Annotated in this window: 12 protein-coding genes; 5 read left to right on the top strand and 7 right to left on the bottom strand. The window is 50.0% G+C overall.

Annotated elements, in window-relative coordinates; translation table 11 throughout:
• The first annotated feature begins 51 nt into the window (after positions 1 to 51).
• Positions 52 to 318: a hypothetical protein gene (locus tag ACXAH4_RS14645; RefSeq protein WP_303572802.1), complete on the top strand. Its 267-nt coding sequence runs from the start codon at positions 52 to 54 to the stop codon at positions 316 to 318.
• Positions 319 to 446: 128 nt separating this feature from the next.
• Here the strand turns inward: ACXAH4_RS14645 and nspC are convergent, their stop codons facing one another.
• From nspC to ACXAH4_RS14625, 4 genes are all read right to left on the bottom strand, one after another.
• A complete protein-coding gene (nspC, locus tag ACXAH4_RS14640) occupies positions 447 to 1,577 on the bottom strand; it encodes a carboxynorspermidine decarboxylase (protein WP_474882410.1) in 1,131 nt (376 codons plus the stop codon).
• Between the two features lie 14 nt (positions 1,578 to 1,591).
• On the bottom strand, positions 1,592 to 2,794 hold the full coding sequence (locus ACXAH4_RS14635) for a saccharopine dehydrogenase family protein (RefSeq protein WP_119502261.1): 1,203 nt from the start codon (positions 2,792 to 2,794) through the stop codon (positions 1,592 to 1,594).
• Positions 2,795 to 2,888: 94 nt separating this feature from the next.
• The gene (locus tag ACXAH4_RS14630) at positions 2,889 to 3,290 is read right to left on the bottom strand and encodes a hypothetical protein (protein WP_119502260.1); all 402 of its coding nucleotides are present in this window, start codon (positions 3,288 to 3,290) and stop codon (positions 2,889 to 2,891) included.
• 129 nt (positions 3,291 to 3,419) lie between these two features.
• Entirely contained in the window at positions 3,420 to 4,322 is a 903-nt protein-coding gene (locus ACXAH4_RS14625) for a 1-aminocyclopropane-1-carboxylate deaminase/D-cysteine desulfhydrase (protein WP_474882408.1), read from the bottom strand.
• 111 nt (positions 4,323 to 4,433) lie between these two features.
• On the opposite strand from ACXAH4_RS14625, the gene ACXAH4_RS14620 reads away from it, so the two are divergent.
• From ACXAH4_RS14620 to ACXAH4_RS14610, 3 genes are all read left to right on the top strand, one after another.
• Positions 4,434 to 4,964 carry a chalcone isomerase family protein gene (locus ACXAH4_RS14620; RefSeq protein WP_474882406.1) on the top strand — a complete coding sequence of 177 codons (531 nt, stop codon included), beginning with the start codon at positions 4,434 to 4,436 and terminating at the stop codon, positions 4,962 to 4,964.
• Positions 4,961 to 5,500, top strand: a complete 540-nt coding sequence (locus tag ACXAH4_RS14615; protein ID WP_474882404.1) for a DUF3833 domain-containing protein — start codon at positions 4,961 to 4,963, stop codon at positions 5,498 to 5,500. The genes ACXAH4_RS14620 and ACXAH4_RS14615 overlap by 4 nt, the downstream gene beginning before the upstream one ends.
• A gap of 167 nt (positions 5,501 to 5,667) precedes the next feature.
• A complete protein-coding gene (locus tag ACXAH4_RS14610) occupies positions 5,668 to 6,372 on the top strand; it encodes a GNAT family N-acetyltransferase (protein WP_474882403.1) in 705 nt (234 codons plus the stop codon).
• A 156-nt stretch (positions 6,373 to 6,528) separates the two neighbouring features.
• Here the strand turns inward: ACXAH4_RS14610 and ACXAH4_RS14605 are convergent, their stop codons facing one another.
• Positions 6,529 to 9,000, bottom strand: coding sequence for a membrane-bound PQQ-dependent dehydrogenase, glucose/quinate/shikimate family (locus ACXAH4_RS14605; protein ID WP_474882401.1), 2,472 nt, complete (start codon positions 8,998 to 9,000; stop codon positions 6,529 to 6,531).
• Between the two features lie 443 nt (positions 9,001 to 9,443).
• On the opposite strand from ACXAH4_RS14605, the gene ACXAH4_RS14600 reads away from it, so the two are divergent.
• A complete protein-coding gene (locus ACXAH4_RS14600) occupies positions 9,444 to 10,943 on the top strand; it encodes a DUF3360 family protein (RefSeq protein WP_474867112.1) in 1,500 nt (499 codons plus the stop codon).
• Here ACXAH4_RS14600 and ACXAH4_RS14595 read toward each other — a convergent pair whose 3' ends face one another.
• Both ACXAH4_RS14595 and ACXAH4_RS14590 read right to left on the bottom strand, forming a co-directional pair.
• The gene (locus ACXAH4_RS14595) at positions 10,944 to 12,353 is read right to left on the bottom strand and encodes a HAMP domain-containing sensor histidine kinase (protein WP_474882399.1); all 1,410 of its coding nucleotides are present in this window, start codon (positions 12,351 to 12,353) and stop codon (positions 10,944 to 10,946) included. It abuts the gene before it with no gap.
• Entirely contained in the window at positions 12,350 to 13,030 is a 681-nt protein-coding gene (locus ACXAH4_RS14590; RefSeq protein WP_119502252.1) for a response regulator transcription factor, read from the bottom strand. Before ACXAH4_RS14590 ends, ACXAH4_RS14595 begins: the two co-directional genes overlap by 4 nt.
• Positions 13,031 to 13,039: the final 9 nt, after the last annotated feature.

The raw sequence follows: 13,039 nt of genomic DNA, 5'->3' as shown, positions 1-13,039 counted from the left end.
CATGCATGTGGATACAAATCTGCATAGTAATCAAGGAAAACAGGAGCGACCATGATTGAAAAGACGTTGTCTATCGAAATCAACAAGGGAACATGGATGCTCGACGTAGTGGCCGAGCGTAACGATGATGGTGTCTATGATCTGATTTACCCGCATAAAGAAGCGAAGATCCATGTGCACGAAGAGCACATGTACGGGCTGGAGTACAGTATCAGTGCACCGGAAGGGACGGAGTTTAAGATTCTTCTGGACGGAGAATTGCTGCTGGATGACCGCGTCAGTCACACCGGTATCTGCCGCGGTAGCTGCGTTATCTAACCCTCGTTCTTTTTCACCAGGGCGTCACGGATTTCCTGCTGTGAGCCCGCCGGCGGAGTTCAGCTTGCAGGCATAAAAAAAGACTGCTGATTTCTCAAGGCAGTCTTTTCGTTTATTGCCGGCACGTTTTAAGACAAACGGCCTTTAAAATCTTCGTAGCTGAACTGACGGATCAGATCAAAGTTTCCGTCTGACCGCAGAATACCAATCCCCGGATGCTCAACGCCGTTGAAGAACGTGGTTTTCACCATGGTATAGTGGATCATGTCTTCAAACTGCAAACGGTCACCAATTTCCAGCGGTTTATCAAAGGAATAGGTGTCAATCACATCACCCGCCAGACAGGAGTTGCCGCCTAAACGGTAGTCGTGAGCTTTTTCGCCCGGTTCACCGGCACCCAAAATGGCAGGACGGTAAGGCATTTCCAGAACGTCCGGCATGTGTGCAGTGGCGGAAATATCAAGAATGGCAATTTTGCCTTCATTCTCAACAATATCGACTACTTCGGCGATCAATGGTCCGGTCTGCCAGGCAACGGCAGAACCGGGTTCCATAATTACATCGAGGTGAGGATAACGGGCTTTGAAGTCTTTCAGCGTTGCAATTAAATGCTCAACATCATAACCGGCACGGGTCATCAGGTGACCACCGCCCAGATTGAGCCATTTCAGCGACGGCAGCCATTTAGCGAACCGTGCCTCAATGGCCTTCAATGTGCGTTCAGTGGCGAAGGAATCACACTCACACAGGTTGTGACAATGAAAACCTTCAATACCTGTTAAATCCACACCTTCAAGCTCAGAAGCACGGATCCCCAGGCGGGAGCCGGGGGCAGCCGGGTCATATAACGGGGTATCAGCTTCCTGATGTTCAGGATTGATACGTAATCCCATGGATATGCCGCCCAGCGCTTCACGGTGGGTATGCCACTGATTGATGCTGTTAAACGAGATATGGTTGACCAGATTTTTCAGCTCAGCAATATCAGCCTGCTTGTAAGCCGGAGAGTATGCATGGACTTCTTTGCCCATCTCCGCGGCCAGTTTAGCTTCCCATACTGAGCTTGCTGTTGCACCGTGCAGGTAAGGTTTGATGATGTCAAAGCTGGACCACATAGAGAACCCTTTGAGCGCAAGAATAATACGCACGCCGGATTCGTCCTGAACACGCTTCATCAACGTCACATTACGAATTAACTTTTCCTCTTCCAGCACATAGCAGGGAGAAAGAATATCATTTCGCTGTGTTAAATCAGTCAACCTGTTGTCTCCAATTAACGTTTGAACGGACTTTCGTCACACTCAATAACATGCCACGGTAAACCGTGAATGTTCAGCTGCTCCATGAACGGATCCGGATCAAATTGCTCCATGTTCCATACGCCTGGCGCTTTCCACTTGTTCTGCAGCATCATCATTGCGCCAATCATGGCCGGAACACCGGTGGTGTACGATACAGCCTGTGCGCCCACTTCTTCATTACAGACTGCATGGTCACAGTTGTTGTAGATGAAGATAGTTTTCTCTTTGCCGTCTTTTACTCCGGTAATATAGGTACCGATACACGTTTGACCTGTGTAGCCTTCAGCCAGTGAACCCGGGTTAGGTAATACCGCTTTCAGGAACTCCAGAGGGACAATTTTCTGACCCTGGAAATCCACAGGCTCAATGCTGGTCATACCGATACCTTCAAGCACGCGCAGATGATTCAGGTAAGCATCACCGAACGTCATCCAGAAACGGGCACGTTTCAGGGTAGGGAAGTGCTTAACAATCGATTCCAGCTCTTCGTGGAACATGAGGTAAGACGCACGGACACCAATGTTCTGGTAATCCAGATCTTCACGCACGCTCAACGGATCAGTTTCTTTCCATTCGCCATTTTCCCAGAAACGGCCGCGCTGAGTGATTTCACGGATATTAATTTCAGGGTTAAAATTAGTCGCGAATGCCTGACCGTGGTCGCCGCCGTTACAGTCAACGATGTCCAGATAATGGATTTCGTCAAAGTAGTGCTTTGCAGCGTAAGCGGTGTATACGTTCGTTACGCCGGGATCAAACCCTGAGCCTAACAACGCCATAATGCCGGCATCTTTGAACTTATCCTGATAAGCCCATTGCCAGCTGTATTCGAATTTAGCTTCGTCTTTGGGTTCGTAGTTCGCAGTATCCAGGTAATCTGTTTTGGTTGCCAGACACGCGTCCATGATTGGCAGATCCTGGTACGGCAGTGCCAGATTGATCAGCAAGTCAGGCTTTACTTCGTTAATCAGTTTTTCAACTTCTGCAGCATTGTCTGCATCAACGGCATAAACCGCTTTTACGCGATCAGCACCGACTTCTTTTTGCAGGGCTTCACACTTGGATACAGTACGGCTGGCCAGATAAATTTCATCAAAATATTCTGGCAGGCGGGCACATTTTTTCACTGTTACAGCGGCAACACCGCCAGCACCAATAATTAAAACGCGAGACATATTTTTATTTCCCGTGACGTTAGGTAAATTTGCGCTGAATGCTAGCAGACATCAACTTTTTGGCAAGCAAAGTTAGCCGGTAACCAGCAATTTTTCAGCCCGGAATTGGCGGGGATACCACAATCTTTTTCCCGACCCGGAAGTAGGGATACAGTAGCATAGTTTCATCGCCGTTTGGATGACCGGCATTGATGGCAATGGCGTTGAGTTGTTTGTGTCTGTCTGTGGTAACGGTTGCGGCGTATACCAGCACACTGTAGCTGTCAGTATCAGTGGTGGTATCGATGATTCGCCATTGAAGCTGTTCGATAAGGTAACTTTCATTTTCGCCGTGGCAACGGTCGTCAGCAAACAGGCAGCCGACGCGGCCATCTTCATAAATTGCAGCAAAAGGATACAACGCGCTGCAGTGAGGAAGCATAAGTTCACAAAGATGAAGTGAGCGGTTAACCAGCAATTGCAGTGGTTCGGGCAATTGTTGCGGATTATTAATCAATCTGGTTCTCCTGATAAAACGTGTTGATTTTTAAGAGTAAAAATTCAACGAAAAAGATAACCCTGCACATAACCTTTCAGCAGACAGAATATGTGCATTCAAACGGGGAAAGTGCCCGTTCAGATCACATTACCGTGCGCCCTGAAGACCTCCAGTATGCACTAATAACACAGCAGAACCAGAGGAAAATTGACCGTTGGCAATCATATCTTTAACGGCAGCAAACATTTTCCCTGAATAGACCGGCTCAACAGGTACGTTGTAGCTGCGCTGCATATCGTAACAAAACGCTTTCAGTTCTTCCGGCGCTTTGCCGTAACCACCACAATGATACTGATGATTAATTTGCCATGCTGGCATCACGGTGTCCGGAGGAAGCAGGCTCTCTACCAGTGATTCAAGGTACGCTTCACCCTTAAGCACTGCAATGCCTGTTGCGCTCTGTGGTTTTTTTAGTGCGGTAATTAACCCTGCCAGAGTCGCGCCGCTGCCCACGGGAACGACGACATGATCAAATTTCACATCACATTCTTCAACTATTTCTGCCACGCCTTTCAGCGCGAGATGCTGACTGCCACCTTCCGGAATGGTTACTGAACGGGGATAACGTTGAGATAAAGACGAGAGCCAGTCAGGATCATCCCGTAGTTTGTAGGTTTTTTTATCAACGAAGTGGATGTCCGCCTGCCAGCGATACAAATCTTCCAGCATGGGAGTAAGGTTCGTTGAGTAATCTCCCCGCACAATCGCCGTGAATGGCAAACCAGACAATGCACATAAAAAGCCACAGGCATGAAGATGATTAGAAAAGCCGCCACCAAAACTGATAATACGTTCACAGCCGGCGGGCAGAGCATTGAAAGTATATTTCAGCTTCCGCCATTTATTACCGGATATGACCGGGTGGATGAGGTCATCCCGTTTTATATACAGATTCAGTTTATCCGCACCCGGCCAGTCAGGGTGGAATGGTTGCAACGGTGAAGGCAGCAATAGCTCTCCGGTATCGTGCAGAGAAATTGGTGAGGTCATTAATACAAATTGTTTTGAACAGCTACATTAACAGATGTTAATGAATGATCAGGCCGGGTGCAAAGCTTGTAATTACTATTAGTTACCTGTTCCGGATAACGGAGGTTTCCCATGTTTACGAAAACGGCCGGTGCGCTGGCATTGTCGGTATTTATGTATTCTGCCGCTGCAGATCCAGTTTCTGAGCCAGAGGGAGGCTTCTGGCCGGACAAAGCAAAACTGGCCGGAGAATCACGGCTCAGCTATTTGTTCTGGGACGTATACGACATCAGGTTGTTTACCGCTGATGGCAGTTGGCAGGACAAGCGACCGTTCGCCCTTGAGCTCACATACCTGCGTGATTTTAACGGCAAAGACATTGCAGAGCGGTCGGTGAAAGAAATGAAAGGGCAGGGGATCTCTGACAAAGCCGTTCTCGAACGCTGGGAAAAGGAAATGAAAGCGCTGTTTCCTGATGTTGAAGAGGGCGACCGCCTGACAGGGGTGGCTGACAGTCAGGGAAATACACAGTTTTATTATAACGACGAACCGCTGGGCAAAGTTGAGGAAGAAGCGTTTACTGACGCATTTTTTGCTATCTGGCTGGCGGAAAACACCTCAGAGCCTGCTGTTCGCAAAGCCCTGACCGGAGAGAGAAAATGAAATCAATTTTACGTATTTTACTTGCTGTTACCTTTGTTACAGGACTGGCAGGTTGCGCCGGCGCGCCTGAGGGCGATACCTACCGTCAGCAAACGCCTGCATTCGATTTGTATCAGTTTTTCAGCGGTGACGTTAAAGCCTGGGGCATTGTGCAGGACCGTTCTGGTGAAGTGGTGCAGCGCTTTATCGTCGACATAAACGCCCGTCAGGAAGGCGATACACTCATACTTGAAGAGGTCTTCACTTATCAGCTCGGTGACGGCGTGACAAACCGTACCTGGCGCATTACTCCGCAGGGAAATGGCCGGTACGCCGGTGAAGCGGGCGATATTCTGGGCACCGCAAAGGGCACCAGTTACGGCAATGCCTTCAACTTTACCTACAGCATGGATTTGCCTGTTGACGACACCACCTACGAAGTTGCCTTTGATGACTGGTTTTTTGGCATGTCTGAAGACACCATGATGAATCGTTCTTACATAAAGAAATTTGGCATCACCATGGCGGAAGTGACTATTTTTATGCAGAAGCAATAGAGTTTTATAACTGCAAAGTCCTGCATGCTGTTCTATGCCGGTAAGCGGCGACTGAAATTTCAGTCGTCGCCACCTTACGGCGCTTTAATGTGAAAGAATAGTGGCACTTACTACAGCTCCGGTGGTAGCGTACTTTCAGTTCAAATTAACCCCCGCAAAAGTATAAAATGAAACTGAATGAATACGGACAGCCTGTTGGCGATGCTTTGCCAGACTGGCGACCTGTGGAGCCGCCTGAAGCATTACGCATTGATGGCAAGTTTTGCTGTCTGGAACGTCTCGACGCACAACGTCATGCTGAAAGTCTCTTCCATGCTTTTCAGCAAAGTGATGACGGGCGGAGCTGGACCTATTTACCTTACGGACCGTTTGAGTCATTGCAGGAATACCGCGACTTTCTGCTTAGCATACAGGCTAAAAAAGACCCTTATCAGTTTGCCATAATCGATAACGTATCAGGTCGTGCAGCCGGTACCGTTTCTCTGATGAGAATCGATGTGACAAATGGCGTAATCGAAACCGGCCATCTGGTTTATTCATCTTTGATGCAGCGCACGGCGATTTCTACAGAAGTGATGTCGTTGCTGCTTGAATATGTGTTTACCACACTCGGATACCGCCGGCTGGAATGGAAATGCGATGCATTAAATGCCCCGTCCAGAGCAGCAGCGGAGCGTTTCGGCTTTACTTTTGAAGGCATTTTCCGGCAGATGCTGGTCACACAGGGGCGAAACCGTGATACCGCATGGTATGCGATCCTGGATTACGAGTATGCAAAAATGCGGGCCGGATATGCAGCCTGGCTTGCGTCTGATAACTTCGATGCAGCAGGGCGACAAAAGCAAAGATTAGCTGAGTTTCTTCAAAACTAAAGGCATGTGTTTGACGGCTGTTTAAGTTCCTCCGTTTGCCGGGATCGATCCCGTAAAACAGAGACCGGTACATAAACTGGCAAAAGCTTTCCCTCACCGGCATGCGGAGAAGGGAAGCTTTTGAGATTAGAGAGAAGACCCCTTTCTAAACAGCTATCACAGCTGCTCTGATATACTGCCTGCACCGGAAGCACTGCGGGCGATGTTATCGGGCAAGGCATAAGCTATGACATAGTCACCCACCGGCGTTTCCATAAAATGGTGGCCGCCGGCCATGATCACCAGATACTCTTTGCCGTCCTGTTCATACACCATCGGATTGGCCTGAGCGCTGGTGGGAAGTTCATCCTGCCATACCGTGTCACCGGTATTAATGTCGATAGCACGGATAAGCCCGTCAGTGGCTGCCGCAATGAAAATCAAATCACCGGCTGTCACCACTGCACCACCGTTGTTTGGTGTGCCGATATTGATTGGCAGGTGAGAGGCAATACCGAACGGACCATTGTTACGGGCGGTACCAAGAGGTCTGTCCCACAGGGTTTTGCCGGTGGCGATATCAATGGCACGTATCCCACCGTAAGGCGGTTCTTTACACAACAACCCGGTAAATGGCAGACGCCAGCCAGCATTCACATCAATACCGTAGGGCGTGCCTACCTGTGGATCGCCTGCACCTTCAGCGCCGCCAGCAGGACCACCGAACTTTTCATTCTCTTCTGCACGGGTCAGCCAGCCTTCTTTATCAACTATGTCGCGGGGAACCAGTTTGTTATACATGGGCATATCATTGTAATTGGCAATCATAACGCCGCGCTCAGGGTCGATAGCTACACTTCCCCAGTCAGAACCGCCATTGTAGCTGGGATACTGGATCCAGCGTTGATTGACAGTGGGAGGCGTATACATACCGTCATAAGCGGCTTCCTGAAACTGTATGCGGCATGCCAGTTGATCAAATGGAGTGATCCCCCACATATCCTGCGCTGTCAGCGGTGGTTTGCGCAAAGCGTGATATTCACTTACCGGCTGCGTGGCTGAGCGCTCTTCCGGCTCAACACCACCCTGAGCCACTGGTTTTTCAGTCACCCCGGTGAGAGGCTTGCCTGTTCTGCGGTCAAGCACATACAAATCGCCCTGTTTGGATGGCAGCATCAACGCAGGCACTGTACCGTTTTCAACAGGGAAGTCGAGCAGAGTGACCTGTGAACCTAAGTCATAATCCCACACATCGGCATGCACGGTCTGAAAATGCCAGACGGGCTTACCGGTGTTTACATCAATGGCAACCAGTGAGCTGGAATATTCATGTTCTTCTTTGCGACGCATGGAGCTGTAGTAATCAGCAGTTGAGTTACCCATAGGCAAATAAACCAGACCAAGTTCGTTGTCGCCCGTACCTGTAGTCCACATGTTCGGTGTACCTCGGGTGTAGGTTTCACCCTCAGGAGGAATGGTGTCTATGTCCGGGCGAACCATATCCCATGCCCATTTCAGTTCACCGGTCACTGCATCGTAGGCCTTAATGACGCCGGACGGCTCGTAGCGGGCTTGTCCGTCGATAACCTGATGGCCGGTGATAATCACTCCCTGAACAATGTTAGGTACACCGGTAATGGCTACATAACCGTCGGGAGTTTCTCCCATATGTTCCTTGATGCTTACCTGGCCGTGATCGCCAAAATCTTCGCAAGGTTTGCCGGTATCCGCATCCACTTCGATAATACGGCCGTCCAGGGTGCCTTCGACAATGCGGGCTTTACAGGTTGTCTGTCCTTCTGTCATCGCACTGGCCGGTGTTTCGTAGTACGCCACTCCGCGGCAAGCGGCAGTGTAAGGAATGTCTTTTTGATCCAGTCCGGCATCGTACTTCCAGATTTGCTTCCCGGTTTTACTATCCAGTGCAAACATATTGTTCAGGCCAGAGCACAGATAAAGCCGGTCGTTCACTTTGATAGGCGTGGTTTCCGCTCCCCAGCTTTTTACATCCATCTCGCCGGTTCTGAACTCCCAGGCACGGGTGAGTCCGGATACGTTACCTGTATTAATTTGTGTGAGGGGAGAGTACCGGGTAGCAGCATTATCGCGACCGTAGGCCGGCCAGTCTCCGCTGGCAGGTTGATCCGCTTTATCAAGCTGACCGGTGTAAGTTGAAAAAGAGGTTTTTGCCGTAGCGGGAACGGCATCGTATTGCTCAAAGCCGTAGGGAACAAAAGCGAGGGCAAAGGCTACAACAAAAATTGCCACAGATGCGCCGGCATACGTGTAAGACAACGTTTTACTGAATGGTTGTTTTAACCGGGGCATGGTTAAGGCGACCAGGAGCGCCAGCACCATCACCACATCAAGCCTTGGTACCCAGCGCCAGTAGTCCAGCCCGGATTCCCATGCGGACCATAAAACAGTGCCCAGCACAACCAGGCCATACATCCACACACCGGCACGTGATTGTCTGGCCAGAAGAAAAGCAGATATCAGCATGCCAATACCTGCAAGAAGATAGTACCAGCTGCCACCTGCGGCAGCGAGCCAGCCGCCGCCAACAAGCAATGGCAGACCGCATAAAACCAGCAGGGCAGACACAAATAATGTGTACTTGCTGGCAGAAGTCTGACTGGAAGTCGTCACAGTAAAATCCTTCTTAAAAATTGTAAGAAAAGGCCTCTGATGCAGAGGTCTGAAACAGGGCGCGCACAAAACGACGCGACGGGATGCGGGCATTGCATTCAGATGTTGCGGTTGCCCGTTACAATTTTCGTTACGGCATGACAGTGTTTTGGTTCAGCGGGCAGGTCAGAGATAGATGATCAGTCCGGTTATTACGCTTAACAGCATCTATACGACTAATAGCTTATATCGTGGTGTTACCTAAATGTTAACTAAAGGTTCTCGTTGTTACTTCTTTTCTGTGCTTTGTTAACGCAGGTTTCCCCGTTGCTCATTGTTCAGCGACGACCATTTATGTCCTCGAATGTTTATTTTGTGTTTATTTATTCAAGTTATATTAACAATTGGTGGGTGGTGTTTGCTCTAGGATGGCTTTTTTCTTAAGCCAGACATGCGGAGAAAGTATGGGATCAGGTAGCGGGTTTACAAACCCATCTTCAAATCATCAACAGCCTTCAACTTCAGATTACGCAGAACAACACAAGCCTTCTTCAGAGTTTTCAAGCCGGGATGAATACCTTGAGCATGAGTTACAAATCATGTCTCCCAAAAGGTGGCGGCCGAATTTGCCATTCAGGGATTATCGCTTTGAGTGGGAAGACACGATTCCGGCACTCGCCGGCACCATTGGTAAGGTGGTGATGGTAGGTGCCATTGCAGCCACGTTTGCCGGTCAGTTGGGGCTTGGTGATGCGTTTATCCTGGAGAACGTGCGTTACGAGCTGGTGATTGTGGCGTTCTTTATATTACTGTTTTCCGGCTTTTTACTGCCCACCGCAAATCTCGCCGGCACGCACGGCCCGCTTATACCGCTTATCCCTATTGTGGTTGCAGCCGGCGGACATCCCATGGCATTCGGACTGCTTATCGGGATCTTCGGCATGCTGCTGGCCATCAGTAAAGGCGGAAGTTTGCTGGCTAACCTGACCAGTAAAGGGGTGTGCGGGGGACTCCTGCTGTATCTGGGGTTCATCGGCACTACCTCGCAGGTGAAAAAGCTGTTTGCATGGGCGCAGGGCATAGACATGGCGCACATTGCCTTTGTGGTAATACTCAGCACAATTGTACTCTATGCTTTACTTGAGCACTGGAAGAAGCGTTGGCTGGCAGTGCCGCTCAGTTGTCTGCTTGGCGGCGGGCTGGCCTTTTTGCTGGGCGCACCGTTTGAGTTTCATACCTCTCCGGGGTTACCAAATATGAATCCGGCGTACTGGTGGGGAGAAAACACTGGCTGGATGCTGGGCTTGCCGGGTATTGAGCAGTTCATTGTGGTGCTGCCTTTCGCAGTACTGGCTGTGGCAATGTGGTCACCGGACTTTCTGGGACATCAGGTGTTTCAGAAAATCAGCTATCCGGCAAAAACTGAAAAAGTACAGATGAACATTGATGACACCATGGTGAGTGCAGCCACCCGTCAGGTAGCCGGTTCACTCATGGGAGGCGCTAACTTCACCTCTTCCTGGGGGACGTACATTGTTCCTGCTGCTATTGCTAAACGTCCGATTCCCGCCGGTGCTATCTTAACGGCGCTGTTCTGTGTTGCTGCAGGGCTTCTGGGTTATCCCATGGATCTTGCAATCTGGGAGCCTGTGCTTTGTGTAGCACTGATTGTGGGCGTATTTGTGCCGTTACTTGAAGCGGGCATGGAAATGACCAGAGAAGGCAAAACCACCCAGTCGGCAGCCATCGTGGTATTTGCCTCATCACTGGTGAACCCTGCATTCGGCTGGTCACTTACCATGTTACTGGACAATCTGGGCTTAATCGGATGTAAAGAACGCAGCGCGGAACTGTCAAAAATGAACCGCTGGATCATTCCCGGCATTATGTTCGTTGTTCTGACCGGTGTTATGGCGCTCGTTGGTTTGCTACCCGGCATTCCGGCTATTTTGAATCACGGCTGATTAATCTGCTGACGGTCGTTTTGCCCTTGTCTGCCGCAGGGGCAAACTCATCACAACACCGAACCCGCTGTGAGTACACAGCGGGTTATCGATGAACCAGAGCTTGCCATAGTGAAGGGATGTGACAGCACTGACCATGGATAAGCCCAGACCATTGCCGGGCGTTGTACGGCTTTGCTCTGCGCGGTAAAAGCGCCGGTCGAGGTTTTCAAATTCGCGGGGAGGAAGGCCTTTCCCGGAATCAAAAACAGCGATGATGATCCGGTGTGAGGTTTTCATCAGGTTAACTTCAATACGGCAGTTATTTTTGGCGTGTTTCAGACTGTTATCCAGCAAATTGCTCAATGCCTGAAACAGCAGGTGCATATCACCTTCAATTTCAACGGGCTCAATATTGCAGGTCAGAGATACCTGCTGATCTTCCACCAGAGGTTCGTATAAATCCACCACATCGGCAACAACAGTATGCAGGGCCACGTTGTCGAATCCGGCACGCTGCCGCTCGCTTTCCACGTCGGCAATACGCAGCAGACCGTTAAAAATAGCCAGAAGGTTGTCGGCTTCAGCCAGCGCCTCGTCCCGTAATTCCCCTTCATCCATGCGTTCCAGTTTGCTGCGTAAGCGGGAAAGCGGGGTGCGTAAATCGTGGGCGATATTGTCTGAAACCTGTTTGATATTTTTGACGGAGTTTTCAATCTTATCCAGAGTTTTGTTAAACACGATAGCCAGTTTGCTTAAATCATCCCAGTTGCTGTCGATTTCCATGCGGGCACTGAGATCGCCGGTATCCATAATGTCGCTGGCCGTGTGCGACATGCGGTTGATTCTGTTCACCACATACAGGGCAACACCGAAGCTGAGTGCTGCAATCATCACCAGCATGACGGCGAAGATCCAGCCAAGAGCACGTCCAATTTTCTGTTTGCTGTACAGCGCTTCAACGTTGCGGGCTATAAAGATCTTATGATTGCCCAGGGTCACTACATCGTACAACAGGTTACTGGCGTTCGGATTTTCTGTGCGCAGAGACATGTCTTCACGGAGATAATCAGGTAGCGACACCGGTACTATTGCAGGCATTGTGTCAGTGGTCAGCGGGGGAAGTTTCGACAGGTTTCCGGCCAGAATGGTGTTGTCCGGTCCGAGCAATGCAAGGAGTGAGTCGTTGTCAGAACTGGCGGCGCGGCCTTCAAGACTGGAGGTGAGTGCGGAAAGTCCGCCCCGTGCGTAAATTTCACCAAAAGCAAAACGTTCTGCGGCAAGGGCTGCGCGGGCTTCTGTAAGCAGTTTGTCGTCGTCCGACAACGACCAGAAATAAAGAATAAATAAAATGCCCGCAGAAGACAGGGCGGTAAATAATGCGCCTACCCTGAAGCTGGAACTGCGGGTAAACGCACCAATTGCTATCAAGCGATACCCTCTGAGATACGGTAACCGGTACCGCGAACAGTTTCGATGAGGGGTATATTAAACGTTTTATCTACTTTTTGTCGTAACCGGCTGATATGAACGTCAATTAAATTGGTTTGCGGATCGAAGTGATAATTCCATACCCGTTCCAGCAACATGCTGCGGGTCACCACCTTTCCGCGGTTTCTCAGCAAACATTCCAGCAGCTGGAATTCTTTGGCCTGCAAATCGATTTCCGTGTCGCCACGGGTCACTTTCCGGCGCAGCAAATCCAGGGTCAGGTCGCCCACCGATAATTCCGTTTCTTTCGCGCTGGTGGCAGTGCGGCCGGTTAAGCCTTCAGCCCGCGCCAGCAGCTCTTCAATGGCAAAGGGTTTGGTGAGGTAATCATTTGCGCCTGAGCGCAAGCCCCGCACCTTATCATCAACCTGACTCTTGGCACTTAAAAGCAGTACCGGTAAACCGGAAGACGAAGAACGGATGTTGTCCAACACCGTAAAGCCGTCCATCTCAGGTAACATGATATCTAAAATGACCAGATCGAATTGCTCATCAAGGGCACGGTTCAGTCCGCTTTTACCGTCACTTTGATGAAAGCATTCATGTCCGGCCGACTCAAGACCATTGCGGATGTGATCTGCAACGGTGTGATCATCTTCAATTATTAATGCTCTCATACGTGTGGT

It is taken from the genome of Alteromonas sp. ABV2_168 (assembly GCF_056161165.1).
This window is presented reverse-complemented; position numbering and strand designations above follow the sequence as displayed.